The 16,381-nt window shown below is 62.7% G+C and carries 11 protein-coding genes and 3 tRNA genes; 10 read left to right on the top strand and 4 right to left on the bottom strand.

Annotated elements, in window-relative coordinates; translation table 11 throughout:
• Positions 1 to 9: 9 nt before the first annotated feature.
• The 4 genes from fabG (at position 10) to accD (ending at position 5,210) form a co-directional block, all read left to right on the top strand.
• Positions 10 to 774, top strand: a complete 765-nt coding sequence (gene fabG, locus F8C90_RS02835; protein WP_158048938.1) for a 3-oxoacyl-[acyl-carrier-protein] reductase — start codon at positions 10 to 12, stop codon at positions 772 to 774.
• The gene (gene fabF, locus F8C90_RS02830; protein ID WP_158048937.1) at positions 771 to 2,060 is read left to right on the top strand and encodes a beta-ketoacyl-ACP synthase II; all 1,290 of its coding nucleotides are present in this window, start codon (positions 771 to 773) and stop codon (positions 2,058 to 2,060) included. The genes fabG and fabF overlap by 4 nt, the downstream gene beginning before the upstream one ends.
• An 89-nt stretch (positions 2,061 to 2,149) precedes the next feature.
• A complete protein-coding gene (gene fabZ / locus F8C90_RS02825; protein ID WP_158048936.1) occupies positions 2,150 to 2,599 on the top strand; it encodes a 3-hydroxyacyl-ACP dehydratase FabZ in 450 nt (149 codons plus the stop codon).
• A 40-nt stretch (positions 2,600 to 2,639) separates the two neighbouring features.
• On the top strand, positions 2,640 to 5,210 hold the full coding sequence (accD, locus tag F8C90_RS02820; protein WP_158048935.1) for an acetyl-CoA carboxylase, carboxyltransferase subunit beta: 2,571 nt from the start codon (positions 2,640 to 2,642) through the stop codon (positions 5,208 to 5,210).
• Between the two features lie 167 nt (positions 5,211 to 5,377).
• Here accD and F8C90_RS02815 read toward each other — a convergent pair whose 3' ends face one another.
• Entirely contained in the window at positions 5,378 to 5,992 is a 615-nt protein-coding gene (locus F8C90_RS02815) for an NUDIX hydrolase (RefSeq protein WP_158048934.1), read from the bottom strand.
• A 255-nt stretch (positions 5,993 to 6,247) separates the two neighbouring features.
• Here F8C90_RS02815 and F8C90_RS02810 point away from each other — a divergent pair, with 255 nt between their 5' ends.
• Positions 6,248 to 9,646, top strand: a complete 3,399-nt coding sequence (locus F8C90_RS02810) for a DEAD/DEAH box helicase (RefSeq protein ID WP_158048933.1) — start codon at positions 6,248 to 6,250, stop codon at positions 9,644 to 9,646.
• A gap of 26 nt (positions 9,647 to 9,672) precedes the next feature.
• Here F8C90_RS02810 and F8C90_RS02805 read toward each other — a convergent pair whose 3' ends face one another.
• From F8C90_RS02805 to F8C90_RS02795, 3 genes are all read right to left on the bottom strand, one after another.
• The gene (locus tag F8C90_RS02805) at positions 9,673 to 10,149 is read right to left on the bottom strand and encodes a 2-thiouracil desulfurase family protein (RefSeq protein ID WP_281350315.1); all 477 of its coding nucleotides are present in this window, start codon (positions 10,147 to 10,149) and stop codon (positions 9,673 to 9,675) included.
• 197 nt (positions 10,150 to 10,346) lie between these two features.
• A complete protein-coding gene (locus tag F8C90_RS02800) occupies positions 10,347 to 12,113 on the bottom strand; it encodes a hypothetical protein (protein ID WP_158048931.1) in 1,767 nt (588 codons plus the stop codon).
• A complete protein-coding gene (locus tag F8C90_RS02795; protein WP_158048930.1) occupies positions 12,110 to 12,631 on the bottom strand; it encodes an RNA polymerase sigma factor in 522 nt (173 codons plus the stop codon). Before F8C90_RS02795 ends, F8C90_RS02800 begins: the two co-directional genes overlap by 4 nt.
• Positions 12,632 to 12,856: 225 nt before the next feature.
• Here F8C90_RS02795 and F8C90_RS02790 point away from each other — a divergent pair, with 225 nt between their 5' ends.
• The 5 genes from F8C90_RS02790 to F8C90_RS02770 all read left to right on the top strand — a co-directional run bounded on the left by F8C90_RS02790 (position 12,857) and on the right by F8C90_RS02770 (position 16,375).
• Positions 12,857 to 13,741, top strand: a complete 885-nt coding sequence (locus F8C90_RS02790) for a methionyl aminopeptidase (protein ID WP_158048929.1) — start codon at positions 12,857 to 12,859, stop codon at positions 13,739 to 13,741.
• Between the two features lie 99 nt (positions 13,742 to 13,840).
• Positions 13,841 to 13,917, top strand: a tRNA-His gene (locus tag F8C90_RS02785).
• A gap of 31 nt (positions 13,918 to 13,948) precedes the next feature.
• Positions 13,949 to 14,024 (top strand) — tRNA-Lys (locus tag F8C90_RS02780).
• 32 nt (positions 14,025 to 14,056) lie between these two features.
• Positions 14,057 to 14,132: transfer RNA gene (locus F8C90_RS02775), tRNA-Lys, on the top strand.
• Positions 14,133 to 14,410: 278 nt separating this feature from the next.
• Positions 14,411 to 16,375 carry a fructose-1,6-bisphosphatase gene (locus F8C90_RS02770; RefSeq protein WP_158048928.1) on the top strand — a complete coding sequence of 655 codons (1,965 nt, stop codon included), beginning with the start codon at positions 14,411 to 14,413 and terminating at the stop codon, positions 16,373 to 16,375.
• The last annotated feature ends 6 nt before the right edge of the window (positions 16,376 to 16,381 follow it).

The following is a 16,381-nucleotide window of genomic DNA, read 5'->3' as shown; positions in this document are numbered from 1 at the left end:
GCAAAACCCATGACTGAGCAGGTTAAACCCGAGCGCAAAGGAGCGCTCGTCACTGGATCGAGCCGCGGTATCGGCCGCGCGATTGCGCTTTCGCTCGCCGAGTCGGGCATGAACGTGTGCGTGAACTGCTCGAGCGAGAGAAGTCTTCCTGCCGCGCAGGAGCTCGCCGCGCAGATTTCGGCCACCTACGGCGTGAAATCGCTCGCCCTCGTGGCGAACGTCGCTTCGGCGGAAGAGGCGCAGACGCTCGTGGAATCTGCGCACGTCGCTTTCGGGCGGCTCGACGTCCTCGTGAACAACGCGGGCATCACGCGAGACGGGCTCGTGGCGCGCATGAAGGAAGAGGACTTCGACGCGGTGATCGACGTGAACCTGAAGGGTACGTTCAACTGCTGCAAGGCCGCCACGAAGATCATGATGAAGCAGCGCTCGGGCCGTATCGTCAACATGTCGAGCGTCGTGGGCGTGTCGGGCAACGCCGGGCAGGCGAACTACGCGGCGTCGAAGGCGGGCGTGATCGGCATCACGAAGTCGCTTTCCTGCGAGCTTGCGCCGCGCAACGTCACGGTGAACGCCGTGGCGCCCGGGTTCATCGAGACCGACATGACCGACGCGCTTTCCGACAAGCAACGCGAGGCTATCTCCTCGCGCATCGCATGCGGGCGCCTCGGACAGCCCGAGGACGTGGCTAATCTCGTGAAATTCCTGGCCAGCGACGAGGCTGGCTACATTACCGGTCAGGTTATCTGCATCGACGGAGGTATGGCGCTATGAGCGAGGCAACCGTGAACACCAAACGACCCGACGGATCGAACCGCGTCGTGATTACCGGCATGGGCGCAATCACGCCCGCAGGCGTCGGCGTGGAGGCGCTGTGGAAGGCGGTCATGGGCCGTGAATGCTGCATCCGCCCCATCGAGCGCTTCGACACGACCGACTACGAGGTCCACAATGCTGGCGAAATCTGCGGCTTCGATGCCACCGAGCACGGCCTCACGAAGAAGGAGTCGCGCCGCTTCGAGCGCTTCGTGCAGTACGCGATCGTCGCCTCGGACGAGGCGATCGCGCAGGCGGGCCTTTCCATGGAAGACGAGGACCCTTCGCGCGTGTCTGTCATCTTCGGTAGCGGCATCGGCGGCATCGACGAGCTCGAGAGCGGATTCAAGACGCTGTTCGAGAAGGGTCCTAAGCGTGTGAGCCCGTTGTTCGTACCCACGATGATCGGCAATATCGCCGCAGGCAACCTGGCGATTCGCTACGGCATGAAAGGCGAGTGCATCAACGTCGTCACCGCGTGCGCGACGGGCGCCCACTGCATCGGGCAGGCCGTGCGCGACATCCGCCACGGCTACACCGACGTGGCGCTTGCGGGTGGTGCGGAGGAAAGCGTGAACCCCATCTGCATCGCGGGCTTCGCGAATCTCGGTGCTCTTTCGCGTGAGGAGGACCCCCTGCGCGCTTCCCGTCCGTTCGACCTCAACCGCGAGGGCTTCGTCGCTGGCGAGGGCGCGGGTGCGGTTATCTTGGAGTCGCTCGAGCACGCTCTGGCGCGCGGCGCTAAACCCTTAGCGGAAATCACCGGCTTCGGCTCGACGGGCGATGCCTACCACATGACCGCCCCCGACCCGGAGGGGGAAGGTGTGGTCCGCGCGATGCGAATCGCGCTTGAGGAAGGCGGGTTTACACCCGCTGACCTGGGGCATTTCAACGCGCATGGCACAGGAACGCACGCCAATGAGCTCACCGAGTCCAAGGCGCTGCGCGCACTGTGCGGCGAAGAGGCGGGCCTTAAGGTCCCCGTGTGCTCGGTCAAGGGCACGACGGGCCACACGCTCGGCGCGGCAGGCGCGGTCGAGGCGATCGTCACGGCGCTTTCCGTCGCGAACGATTGCGTGCCGCCGACGGCCGGCTTCGAAACATCCGACCCCGAGGCTCCCGCCAACGTGCTCGCCGAGCCGCTTGAGAACTACAAGCAGAAGGTGGCGCTGTCGAACTCGCTCGGCTTCGGCGGGCACAACGCGTGCCTGGCCATCTCGCCGTACGAGGTTGCGGCGGAATAGAGGCGCTCGCTGCTCGCGCATTTGCGAACCGCGAGCAGCGCTGTCTCGGGCTTGCGGCCCGCGCTTGCGAAAGAGAAAGGTTCTTCTTGATGGATATTCAGTTCCCTTGCGGTCGCGAGGACATCGAGCGGGTGCTCCCGCATCGCGACCCCTTCGTGTGGATGACGCGCGTGGTGGAATGCACGCCGGGCGAGTCGATTACGGCCGAGCTCGATGTCGACCCCGACCTGCCGCTGTTTCACGGCCACTTCCCGACGCACCCGGTGCTGCCGGGCGTCATCATCATGGAGGCGCTCGCGCAGGCGGCATCGTTTTGCGCGCTCGTCGACCGCGCGGACGAGGGAGTGCTCGGCTTCTTCGCGGGCATCGACAAGGCGAAATTCCGCAACCAGGTGCTGCCTGGCGACGTGCTCACGCTCTCGGCGAGAATCGTGAAGTCTTCGAGCCGCATGGTCGTGGCCGACGTCGAAGCGCGCGTCGGGGATAAGGTATGCGCCACGGCGACGCAGAAATACGTGCTTGCACGTTCCGAGGAATAATCCCATTTCCAGGGAAAACAGGTAGTCAAAGAGGGTTGGCATGAAGATCGCAAAGCAAGGGTATGTGACGTTTAACGCAGACGGGGCGTTCGCTCCCGCAGCCTCGGCGTCTGAGCAGGGTCAGGCGTCGGCGCCTGAGGCGGGCGTGGCGTACCGCCTCTCGCGGATCGCCGAGGAGGCGGCGGCCGAGGGCGCGCTCGCCCCGAACGCCGTCGACGCGGCCGATTCGTCGGGGTACAACGTCGTTCCCTCGGGCGACGCGAGTGCGTACTCCCCGGTCGACGCTAAGGAAGACGAAGATGCCCGCCCTCGCGTGCTGCTCATGTCGCGCGGCCGCATGGCCAGGCAATATGTGCAGGCTGCCACCGACGCCGGCTTCTCGGTGTGGCTGCCCTTCACCACCGACAAGCGCTTCGAACCCTATCTGCGCCAGGCGGCGGGCACGGTGTGCCTGGGCGAGAAATACTCCGACGCCCTGTTCTGCAACGCCCATGCCGTGCTCGATGCGGCCAAGGAATGCGGCGCGGGCACGGTGCTCCTGTGCGATGAGTCGCAGCCGCTCGGCGAGGTCGACGGCTTCCTTTCGCGTGCTATCTCGCGCGGCGTGAACGTCTTCCGCCCGCTGAAGAACGACACCCCGGCGCTCGGCTGGGTGCTGTGCACCACGGAGAAGGCGGCGCCCGCGGTCGACAAGTGGCGCGCATGCCCCCATTGCGGGCTGAAGTTCGCCGAGGAAAGCCTCGCCGCCTCGCACTACGTGTGCCCGACGTGCGGCGGCTATTTCCGCATGACCTCCGACGAGCGCATCGCCGATTTGCTTGACTCCGGCAGCTTCGAGGAATGGGACGCCCATATGCCCGAGCCCGACCCGCTCGAGTTCCCGGGCTATACCGAGAAGCTGGCGGCGCTGCGTGAGAAAACGGGGCTTGACGAGGGCATCCGCACCGGTGCAGGCCGTATTGCTGGCATCCGCACGGCGTTCGCGGTTATGGAGTCCACCTTCCTCATGGGGTCGATGGGCACGGCTGTCGGCGAGAAGATGGCGCGCCTCGTGCGCCGCGCGGCCGACGAAGGGCTGCCGGTCGTGGCGTTCACCGCTTCGGGCGGCGCGCGCATGCAAGAGGGCTTGGCGTCGCTCATGCAGATGGCGAAGGTGTCCTGCGCGCTTTCCCGCCTGGCCGAGCGCGGCCTGCCCTACATCTCGGTCATCACCGACCCGACGACGGGCGGCGTCACCGCATCGTTTGCCATGCAAGGCGACATCATCCTCGCGGAACCCCATGCGCTTATCGGCTTCGCGGGCCAGCGCGTGATTCGCGACACCATCAAGCAAGAGCTCCCCAAGGGCTTCCAAACCGCCGAGTTCGCGCTCTCACACGGGCTCATCGACGCCGTCGTATCGCGCTCCGATTTGCGCGCGACGCTTGCGCAGCTGCTCGCGCTCCATTACGCGACGCGTGCGCAGGGCGAGCCGGTTGCGGGCGAGGAGCGCATGATTGTCACGTACGATTCGGTGAAGTCGAACCTCGAGCACGGCACCGACACCTACAACAAGGTGACGTACGGCCTGCTCCCCGTTGACGAGGGGCTGCTGCGCGAAGACGAGGAAGACGACTCGCTTCCCCTGTCGCTCGCCGAGACCGTCTTCGGATGGTTCGGGGGCAAGACGAGGCAGCTCGAGCGCGAGGCGGATCGCCGTCGCGCCGCTGCCGACGCGCATGCGGGCAACATCTCGGACGAGAAGATTGCCGCGTGCGCGCCCACCGCGGGAGCCCCTGCCGCCGAGCCCGCTGCCGATGCCGATGCACAGGCCGCCGCGGGCGCGCAAACCTCGAGCGCATGGGAAAGCGTGCAGCTTGCGCGCAACGTGCACAGGCCCACGTCGCGCTATTACATTGACCGCATTGTTGACGGGTTCATCGAGCTCCACGGCGACCGCGGGTTCGGCGACGACGGCGCGATTGTCGCGGGCGTCGGCTGGATCGGCAACCAGGCAGTCACAGTGATCGCTGAGGAAAAGGGCTGCGACCTGAAGGACCGCATCAAGCGCAATTTCGGGTGCCCGCAGCCGGAGGGGTACCGCAAGAGCCTGCGCCTCATGCGCGAGGCGGAGAAGTTCGGGCGTCCGATCGTGTGCTTCGTCGACACGCAGGGCGCGTTCTGCGGCATGGAAGCCGAGGAACGCGGCCAGGGCAACGCCATCGCGGACAACCTGCTCGCCATGGCGGGCATGAAGGTTCCTATCGTAAGCGTGCTTCTGGGCGAGGGCGGCTCGGGCGGTGCGCTCGCGCTCGCCGTTGCGAACCGCGTCGCCATGCAGGAGCACGCGGTGTACTCCGTGCTGTCGCCCGAGGGCTTCGCGTCCATCTTGTGGAAGGACCGCACTCGTGCCCCCGAGGCCGCTGCCGTCATGAAGATGAGCGCCGCCGAGGCGCACGGAATGGGGATCGTGGACGACGTGCTCTCCGAAGGGCCCGCACCTGCGCACGAGAACCCCGATGCAGCGGTCGATGTGGTGCGCGACTACGTACGCCACGAGCTTGCCAAGCTGGCAAGCGTTCCCGCCGATGACCTGGTAGAACAGCGTCGCGCTCGCTTCGAGGCGTTCTAAGGGGAATTCAGTTCCGCCGAGCGTTCAGCAGATGTGCGCTCGGCGGCATTCGGTTAGTACGCGCGGCCGATGACTCGTTTGGCGGTTCGGTTTTTGGTATCTTGTAACAAAACTATTCGGGAAAACGAACGGTTATCAAGCGAATGCCGAAAGAAAAACCCTTCGTTCTAGCGAATAGTTTTCTGGCTTCCAATCTCCTCGATTGCCGCTCTCACAACAGGGTCGTCCAACTTATCGATGAGCTTGCGGTAGATGCGCTCGCGGATCCAGGGCTCGGTGGAAAGCGCGATGGCGTCTTCGGTGGGCACCCATTTCGCACCACTGTTCTCATCGGGCTTTATGCGGATAGGCTCGTCGGGGGAAGCCACAGCGAGATACGTCACGTTCAAATGCAGGTGCGACCCGACGTACTTCCCGCGCTTCTCGTGCCCGTCGACGGTGAGCACTTCGAGCGAGTAGATGTTCCCCGCGGGAAGCGTCACCATGCGCGCGTGTGACACGCCCGTTTCCTCCTGAAGCTCGCGCAGCGCGACGGCAGCAAGGTCGCGATCGCCGTCGGCGTGGCCCCCAATCCACGACCACGAGCCGTAAATGTTGTGGAACACGAGCAGCGTTTGCGCGCAATCGGGGCTCACGACCCAGATGGAGCACGCCATATGTGCGAGCGCCTCGCGGGAAAACGCGTTCTCGCGTGTGCCGAGCACTGAGAGAATCACCTGCTTGTCGATTTCTTCCTGCTCGTTTGCCGGCTCGTATGCCGCGATGTCGTCTTCAATCGCCATGTTGTCCCTGCCTTTCCCTCCGTCTGATTGTAGCGCCGCACGGCCCCTTCGCGCGTCTGACTTTCTCTTCCGACCGCGCGTTGCCTGAGTGCGCTCATCTTTGCAGGGCCTCGCCGCCCATTTGCCCGCAACCGCCGCCCTTCTCCGCCGGGGGCCCGCCGCTCCGCTCGTGCGCCCGTCGTTGCAAGCGGCGGGGGCGTGCGTTTGCGCTTGCATCGCCGTGCTACACTAGCGTTTACGAAAAAAAGGAGTCATGTGATTTCGGAACGCGAAATAGCTGCCAATTGCAATTCACGTACGTTCGCCCGCGCCGAGCGGATAGCCGCGAGCGACCGCAACATCTTGACGAAGCGCGTGCGCTACGAGGTGGGGGAGACAGTGCTGTCTGCCCAGGTCGCAAGCTCAAGCGGATGGGATGACCATTATCGTGCGTCCGTCTATCTGTCGCCTGACGAGGAAACGATCGAGGACTGGTCGTGCACCTGCCCGGCGGTGGTGGAATACGACGGGCTGTGCAAGCACTGCGCGGCGCTCACGCTCTCCTTCTCCCGCGCTCCCGAGAAGTTCATGGGCTACACGCCGAAACGCCGTGTGGCGACGTCGGCCTGCATCACCGAGCTCATGCGCCGCGGCGAGCAGTTCGCCGACGACAGCGACATGGAAGGCTCGATCGACCTCGAGTGCACGCTCACGTACGGCTACCGTCTGTGGTCGGCGAGCTTCAAGGTGGCAAGCCCCACGTCTTCCTACGTCATGAAGAGCATTTCCGACTTCGTTTCGCGCATGCGCGCAGGCGAGCGCTACTCCTATGGGAAGAAGCTCGCCTTCACGCACGCACCGGCGCTCCTTACCGAGCGCGGCCGTCGCGTGGCGGAGTTCCTCGACCGCGCCGTCTCCCTGCGCGAGCAGAGTGTGCAGACCACCCGCTGGGGCATCGCCTCGACGCCTGGCGTCGGTCGCGATATCAACCTCTCGGAAGCGGAGGTTGTCGAGCTGCTCGACGCGCTCGACGGAGGGCCGTTCACCATTCGCGGTACCGACATCGGCACGCGTTCGGTCACCGAGGCGCGCATCGTGCACGCGGATCCCGAGATCAAGGTGTCGCTCGAGAAATCCACCGAGGATGGTTACTGCATTGAGCGCGGCTCCGACGTCGTGCTTGCCGCGCAGGGCCGTCGCTTGTACCTGTGGATGGGCGACGTCGTGTACCGCTGCTCGCCGAAGCTTGCTCGCTGTGCCGACTTCTTGCACATGGTCTACGAAGGATCCGATGTGCGCCTGTTTATCTCGAAGGAGGACATGCCGCTCTTCTGTTCCGCCGTGTTACCCCAGGTGGAGAAGGCGCTGCACATGGACGTGCCGCCCGAGGTGGAGCGCTTCCGCCCCGTACCCGGTGAAATCTCCTTCTACTTCGACAAGGTCCGCGCGGGCGTTCGCGTGGAGGCGGTGGCGACCTACGGCGACTTCCGCTACGTCTTGGCCGGCGAGGAGGCCCATCTCATCGATGCTTCGGGTGTTGCCGCCGTGTCCGCGCCCGTTCGCTGCGCACGTGCCGCGTCCGCCGCGCGCGGTATTGCCCTCACAAGCAGGACCGAGAGCGCCGAGGAGCCGGGGCCCTTGCGCGACGCTCGCCTCGAAGCGCGGGCAACGACGCTTGTCGAGCGCTACTTCGGCCTGGGGGACCCGATCATCCCGAACGCAGACGACGACGCGGTGGGCAACCTACTCTTCGGCGGCCTGCCCGAGTTCCGCGCGCTCGGCGAGGTCTTCACCACGCCCGCCTTCGACCGTCTCATCCGCGACGGCAAGCCGCGCATCTCCATGGGGGTGTCGCTTGCGGGCAACCTGATCGATCTTACGGTGAGCGCGGGCGATCTGGAATCCGACGAGCTCGCTGCGCTGCTGTCGAGCTACCGCAAGCGCAAGCACTACCACAAGCTCAAGGGCGGCGCGTACCTCTCGCTCGAGGATATGGACTTGGCAGAGCTCGATCGCATCGCGTCTGACCTGGGAATCTCTCTGAAGGAACTCGCGAGCGGCAAGGTCGAGCTGCCGAGCTATCGCGCGTTTTACCTCGACGAGGAGAAAGACCTCGACCGCGATCGATCCTTTAAGAGCTACGTGGACAACTTCCGCTCGGTCGACGAGCAGAGCTACACGCCGCCCGCCCAGCTCTCGAGCGTGCTGCGCCCCTATCAGGAGGAAGGCTTCCGCTGGCTTTCCGCGCGCTGCGATGCGGGGTTCGGCGGCATCCTCGCCGACGAGATGGGCCTGGGCAAGTCGCTGCAGCTCATCTCGCTTCTGCTCGCCCGCCGCGACGAGGCGCGCCGCGTGGGGCCGAGCCTTATCGTGTGCCCGGCGTCGCTCGTGTACAACTGGCTGCAGGAATTCGCCCGCTTCGCGCCCGAGCTTGCGGTTCGCGCCGTCGCGGGCCCGAAAGCCGAGCGCCGACGTATCAGGGCGCTCTCGCTTCCCGCGCCCGACGGCACTGCCGCCGCGGACCCGTGCGATGTGCTCGTGACCTCCTACGACCTGCTCCGCATCGACATCCACGACTGGGTGGGGGAGCGTTTCTTCCTGTGCGCGCTCGACGAGGCGCAATACGTGAAGAACCCTGCGGCGCTTGTCACGCGCGCGGTGAAGCGCGTCGAGGCGGAACATCGTTTCGCGCTCACGGGCACTCCGATGGAGAACCGCCTCTCCGAGCTTTGGAGCATTTTCGATTTCCTGATGCCGGGGCTGCTTGGCCCCTATGCGCGCTTCCGCGAGCGTTTTGAGCTGCCGATCGTCGGCGGAGACGAGGACATCGCGCGCAGGTTGCAGGCGCTCGTGGGCCCGTTCATGCTGCGCCGCCTGAAGACGCAGGTGCTTTCCGACTTGCCCGAGAAACTCGAAAGCGTGGTGTACGCGCCCATGACCGGCGAGCAGCTGAAGCTGTATTCCGCGCATGAGCAGCGACTTCGCGAGGAGCTCACCCGCCAGAAGAGCGACAAGGCTGCCAAGGACGGTGGGCGCAAGAGCGGCATGTCGGATGCGGAGTTCAACAAGAGCAAGGTGCAGATCTTGGCCGAGCTCACGCGTCTGCGCCAGCTGTGCTGCGATCCGCGTCTGCTCTACGAGAACTATAAGGGACCTGCGGCGAAGCTCGACGCCATCTGCGACTTGGTGGACTCTGCGATGGGCGGCGGCGAGAAGGCGCTCGTGTTCTCCCAGTTCACAAGCTTCTTGTCGCTAATTGCCGACAAGCTCGACGCAGCTGGCGTGCGCTACTTCACGATTACGGGCGCAACGCCTAAGGAGGAGCGGCTCGAGCTGGTGAACCGTTTCAACGCCGACGATACGCCCGTGTTCCTGATTTCGCTCAAGGCGGGCGGCACGGGACTCAACCTCACGGGCGCGTCGGTCGTCATCCATGCCGACCCCTGGTGGAACGCGGCGGCGCAGGATCAGGCGACCGACCGTGCGCACCGCATCGGGCAGACGCACGTGGTGAGCGTCGAGCGCGTGATTGCGAAGGGAACGATTGAGGAGCGCATCCTCGCACTTCAGGAGGCGAAAAGCGACCTGGCTGACCAGGTCGTTGGCGCGTCCGGCGTGTCGCTCGCCTCGCTTTCCCGCGACGATTTGGTCGACCTGCTGAGCCCGGTGGAGTAGAAGTGGCCGAGGGGGCGCTGGCTTCGCTAGCCGTTGGCCAGGCGGCTGAAGTCGGCGGTTTCGTCGATCACGGCGATGCCCGCGTCGCGGAATGCGGCTGCGGCGATGCCCCATCCGGGCACGAGCGTGCCCGAAAACGTGCCGTCGTAGACTTCCCCCGATCCGCATGAGGGGCTCTTCGCCTTGAGGATGGCCAGCTCGCAGCCTGCTTCCTTTGCACGTGCAAGCTCGGCCTGCGCGCCGCGGGCGTAAGCGGCCGTGCGGTCGGCTCCGCTCGCGTCGAGGATCGTCCAAGAGTGCTCGTTTGCCGTGTGCGCTTTCTTGCCCTTCATCCGCGGGGCGCGCACGATTTCGCAGGGGGTGCGCGGTGTGGGAAGGCCGCCCGTTACTTCAGGGCAGATGGGCACAAGCTCGTGTCCGAGTGCAACAAGCTCCTGCACGCGCGCACAGGGCTTCGAGCGCCCGTCATAACGGCACGTTTCACCCAAAAGGCACGCGCTCACAGCAATTCTCACGCAAATCCCCCCACATACATAAACTCGGGCTGGCGAGCCTCAGGGCCCCGAAGAGCCCCAGGGCACCGAGGGGAACCCCAGGAGCCAGAGGGTCCCAGGAATCCCCAGGGTCCCAAGAGACCCGCCGCCCCGCTTCTTCATGAAGCCAAGTATATCCCCTTCAACCGCCAGCTCCCTCGCGCCCTTTACGCGTTAACGGGGAAGAGCTTGCCGCTCACCATGACATACACGTTTTCGTCCGCCGCGAAGTTAGAGGGGATTGCATAGGCAAATATGCAGGTCACATGGCTGTTTGCGGGAGCGCTATAGATTGATCCAACGAAATCGTCGGCTCGCGATGGCGCCGCTACCTCTTCGACGAGTTCGTAGGATGTGCGCGAGATGCGAGACACGCTGCCCTCATCGCTGATTACCACGAGGGTAGCAAGGTTTTCACATCCGCCGACGAAGTCTTCGTCGGCGCCGCCGGTGTTCTCGACATCGATCGTGATTGTTGCGAAGGTGAACCCGTCCGTTGCAAGTGTTCCGTCGTCGTTGAACGTCATACCAAAGCGTTGCTTGAGCCATTTGTCGGCATAAGACGAATCGCCTCCAAATCCGCTCAAGTAAGCGAACTCGCTCTTTGCTCGGCCGAGCGGCGGTTCGTTTCCGAACATGACGGTCGGTGCATGAACGACAACGGAGTCGCAGTCGATAAGGGACACATGTGGGTTGCCATACTTATCACTTGACATGGCGATTGTTTGCGCTGCAACTGAGTCATTGGCTCCCATTATTTCCAATTCACCCGAGCTTTTGCCTATAGGTTTAGTTTCGTCGACCAAGCTCACATCTTCATCGACGCTGTTCGGCATCAACGTTCTTGCGAACTCGTTGGCTGTTTCGTCACTGCTGGGGAAGGGGTCGCTGGTGGTGGAAGCAATCTCGCCATATACCGATGCGAGCGAGTAGGTCCCGTCGGCGTTTTCGGCAGGGGTGACAGCATGCGTTTTGACCAGGTTCGCGTCGACGATGCGGCTTGTGATCTCGGAGGTCATATCGAAGTAAGTTGAGTTGTCGGCATAGCGAGGTTCTACGCGGAACATCGCTTCATGCAGCGTGATGACTTGGGTTGATGTGCTTCCGTCTTCGAAAGTGGCCGTTACGGTGAGCGCGGCGCCGTCGAAAAGCGATAAGGGGTCACTTTCAGCATCCGGGTTGAACAGGCCGAAGCACGTCGTGCCATCTGCGATGCCGGGTGCGTCTGCAAGTGCAAGGTCGATTACCGATCCGTAACGCTTTAACAGGGCGGCTTGGATTTCCTGGTTGCTTCGCGGCTCCTCGCCGTTCAGGTCTCCGCCTTCCTCGGCGTCCCATTTTACGACGATTACCGAGTCGCTGCTCGAAAGTGTACCGTCGAGTCCGCGAAAACGATCGTCCCAATTGACGGCGCGATTGAAGGCGATCGGGTCGCTGGTCTGGGAAATCGTCGTGACATCTTGTCGGTACAGCTCGCCCGTCGATATGCTCGCCTGCACACGGGAGATGCCCTCGCCTTCTACGGTGAACGTGCATCCAGTGAAGTACCCTTCGGCTTCGCCAGTTTGCGTCCATTGGGAGTGCGTGCGGTCGAAGACAATCTGCCCGTCTTCGGTAGGGAGGATGGTCCCGCCATCGCTCGCCCAGGCGCGAACGGTGAAGCTGCGAGCGGCTGCCTGTGTTGCTGACTGCGGCGAAAGGATGGCTTCGCCCGCTGTCGAGGCAGCGTATCCGACGCCGCCGACGATCAACACTCCCGCCACGAAGCAGGCGGCAATTGCATACGGCTTGTGCGGCTTGCGGAATCGTGTTTTGCGTCCCGAGTGCGTGGTCTGCTCCTTCGCGCGGGCGAGCGTTGCGGCGACAAGTTCCTCGCTGGGCTCTATGCTTTTCATGAGTTCGGCGTAGCGGGTGAAAAAGTCGTGTTCGTTCATTGCGTGTCCTCCAGTTCGATGCGCAGTGCTTTGCGGGCACGATGTAGGTGGGAGCGTACGGTGGTGGGTGCGTCTCCGATGATTTCGGCGATCTCGGTTGTTGAGTATCCCTCGTAGTAGAACAAGTACACTACGGCTCGTTGTTTCGGCGACAGTGCCGCAAGTGCACGTTCGAGCATTACGTCCTGCGCTGCCGTTCCGCTTTCCGATTCAAATTGCTGCAGCGAGTCTGACGCTGCTTTGGCTTCTGCAGCGGGACTTTCGAGTGGTTCGGCCAAACGGTTTTCTCGCTGTCGCAGGATGTCGTTCGAGCAGTTGATTGCCACGCGAATGAGCCATGCCTTTTCGTGATCGGCATCGGTGAAGGTGCCGCTGTGAAGGTGTCGCTTCAAGAATGTGTTCTGGAAAACATCGCTTGCGTCGTGTGCGTTGCCGCAATACGCGAGCGCAATGCGGTAGACCATGGCACCCCAAGCCTCGATCGTCTGCTCAAGGGTATGGTTCACTGTCCTTTTCAATCGTCTCCTTCCCCTGCTTCCTTGATGATAGCCGCATAAGGCGCCACGGCTTTATATTGTTTCGCTTGCGACCGGTCTCACCTCTAACACGTTTCGGGCCAGCGATATGTTGCACTGGGAAAGAATCTTGCTTGAACTCTCCACATCTCCCGTATTCCCCAAAGGCTACAATGGAGGGCGACACAAAACGGCGCCTGAGCGAGGCGCCCTGTAGAAAGGCAGATCATGTTCGACGGAATGAAGTCCCCTGGCCGCAACGACGAGTGCTGGTGCGGCAGCGGGAAGAAATACAAGAAGTGCCACCTCAACCTGGACGAGCGTTTGCAGGAGCTCTATGAGCAGGGCGAAGAGGTTCCCCATCGCTCGCTTCTGAAGACCGCTGCCGATATCGAGGGCATCAAGAAGTCGGCCGCCATCAACATCGGCGTGCTCGATTACGTGGCCGAGCACATCAAGGCAGGCGTCAACACCGCCGAGATCGACAAGTGGATCTACGACTACACCGTCGAGCACGGCGGAACGCCGGCCGACCTCAACTTCGAGGGGTATCCCAACAGCGTATGCACGTCCATCAACGAAGTCGTCTGTCACGGCATCCCCTCCGAGGATGACGTGCTCAAAGAGGGCGATATCGTGAACGTGGACTGTTCCACGATTCTCGACGGCTACTTCTCCGACTCCTCGCGCATGTTCATGATCGGCGAGGTCGACGAGGAGAAGCAGAAGCTCGTGCGCGTCACCAAGGAGGCGCTCGAGGCGGGCTTGGCTGCGGTGAAGCCGTGGGGGCACTTGGGCGATGTGGGCGCTGCGGTTTCCGCGCACGCACATGCGAACGGCTTCTCGGTCGTCGAGGAGTTTGGCGGCCACGGTATCGGCCTCGAGTTTCACGAGGATCCGTTCGTGAGTCACGTTGCCGAAGCGGGAACGGGCCCGGTGCTTGTGCCAGGCATGTGCTTCACCATCGAGCCGATGATCAACGCGGGGGAACACGACATCGACATGTCCGACCCCAACGGCTGGACGATCCGCACAGCGGACGGCAAGCCTTCGGCGCAGTGGGAAGTGCAGCTTGTGGTGACCGACGACGGCTACGAGCTTTTGTCGTGGTAAAACTCCAGGCCGCAACCGTTATTTTGTGAAAGGCAAAATATTTAGAAATTTATCTTGCACTGCGGGTTGTTTTGCCCTAATATATCAACTTGCGCCACGGTGGGTGTGGCCTAGTTGGTTAGGGCGCCAGATTGTGGCTCTGGAGGTCGAGGGTTCGAATCCCTTCACCCACCCCAGCGCGCGCAGTATCTTTGACATATGCACTTTGGACCGTTAGCTTAGTTGGTAGAGCAGGGGACTCTTAATCCCAAGGTCCGGGGTTCGAGTCCCCGACGGTCCACCATTTCAAAGATGCACTTTCACATATGTTTTCTTGGACCGTTAGCTTAGTTGGTAGAGCAGGGGACTCTTAATCCCAAGGTCCGGGGTTCGAGTCCCCGACGGTCCACCATCTCGAAATCAAGCCCCAGCAATGGGGCTTTTTCTTTGCCGTGATGTCACGGCTCTCGAACAATTTATCGTCGATTTTGTACACGACCTTGCTCGGACCCCTTCCCATGTGCTCCAGGGCTCGCCGCCACGCCAGCGGGCATGCGGGCGGGAAGGGAAACCCCTTCCCGCGCGCCCGGGACTCGCCGAGCAATCTTGCCTTTGCTATATCGCTCATTCCTGCGAGCACAGAAACCAGGTACCATGAAATCCGTACGCGCACGCAAGAAGGAGGAGCCCATGGAAGCCGGCGAAAAGCGCTATCTCGAATTGCTTTCCCGATCGTTTCCCACCATCGCCGAGGCATCTGCCGAGGTCATCAACTTGTCGGCGATCTTGAATCTCCCTAAATCGACGGAGTTCTTCGCCTCCGACATCCATGGCGAGTTCGAAGCCTTCTCGCATATCCTGCGCAACGGCTCAGGCTCGATTCGCCTGAAAGTCGACGACGTGTTCGGCGACACGCTCACCGACGCCGAGAAGCGCGCGCTCGCCACGCTTATCTATTACCCACGCGAGAAAGCGAAGCTTGCGTTATCGCAGGTGGAAGACGAGTACGCATGGTACGCCGTCACGGTGCCGCGCCTCGTCGCGGTCTGCAAGCGCGCCGCGCGCAAGTACACGCACTCCAAAATCCGCCGCGCCGTGCCAAGCGAGTTCGCCTACATCGTCGAGGAGCTTTTGACCGAGGATCGCCACGGTGTCGACAAGGAAGCCTACTACAGCGCCATCATCGATGCGGCGGTGCGCACGGGCCGCGGCATCGCGCTCATCGAAGCGCTCTCGACCATGATCCAGCGCCTCGCGGTAGACCAGCTGCACATCATCGGCGACATTTACGACCGCGGCCCTGCGCCGCACACCATCATGGACACGCTCATGGCGTACCATTCCGTGGACATCCAATGGGGAAACCATGACATCGTGTGGATGGGCGCCTCGCTTGGGCAGCGTGGCTGCATCGCGCACGTGGTGCGCAACTGCGCCCGCTACGGCAACCTCTCCATCTTAGAAGACGCCTACGGCATCAACATTCTGCCGCTTGCGACGTTCGCGCTCGACGCCTACGCCGACGACCCGTGCGTCGGCTTTGCGCTCAAGGGCAATCCCAATCTTCCCCCCTCCGAGCTCGAGATGAACGTGAAGATTCAAAAGGCGATGGCTATCATCCAGTTCAAGGTAGAAGGCCAGCTCATCGACGAGAACCCGGCTTTCGGCCTCGACGACCGCAAGCTTTTGGACAAGATCGACTACGCGCGTGGCACGGTGATGCTCGACGGCACCGAATACGAGCTCACCGACAAGGTGTTCCCGACCATCGACCCGAAGGACCCCTACGCCCTCACGCCCGCCGAGCAAGACGTGATGGAGCGCCTCGTCTCCGCCTTCACTGGATGCGAGAAGCTCCGTCGCCATATGCAGTTCTTCCTGGAGGCGGGAAGCCTGTACAAGGTTCACAACGGCAATCTGCTTTTCCACGCTTGCGTGCCGCTCAATGCTGACGGCTCTCTCAAAGAAGTCGACGTCTACGGCAAGACGTACAAGGGCCGTGTGCTCTACGACGTGATGGAGCGCCACGTGCGCGCTGCGTTCTTCAGCCGTGACGAGGAAGAGCGCCGCCGCGGGCGCGACATGCTGTGGTATCTGTGGCTCGGGCAGGGCAGCCCGTTGTTCGCGAAAAGCAAGATGGCCACCTTCGAGCTTTATCTCATCGCTGACAAGGCCGCCCGCAAGGAAGTGAAGAACCCCTTCTACACCTTGATCGACGACGAGGCCGTGGTCTCGAACATCTTCCGCGATTTCGGGCTTGACCCCGAAACCTCCCACATCATCTGCGGGCATGTGCCCGTGAAGGTGAAGGACGGCGAAGACCCTGTGAAATGCGGCGGCAAGGTCATCATGATCGACGGCGGGTTCTCGAAGGCCTACCAGCCGACCACGGGAATCGCCGGCTATACGCTCATCTCTAACTCTTACGGGTTCATCCTGGCGGCACATGAGCCTTTGGAATCGGCTCAGGCCGCGATAGAGAAGGAAATCGATATCCACTCGTCCCGACATATGGTGGAGCAGGTGAAGAAGCGCACGCTCATGGGGGATACCGACGAGGGACAGCAGATGAAACGCGAGATTGCAGATCTTGAGCGACTGCTCAAGGCGTATCGCACGGGAGAGATACCAAGGCAAGAGCAAAAAGGTGAATGAAACCGC

Source organism: Ellagibacter isourolithinifaciens (genome assembly GCF_008831035.1).
Lineage (GTDB): Bacteria > Actinomycetota > Coriobacteriia > Coriobacteriales > Eggerthellaceae > Ellagibacter > Ellagibacter isourolithinifaciens.
The sequence above is the reverse complement of the archived record's forward strand: the minus strand, read 5'-3'. Positions and strand labels throughout refer to the sequence as shown.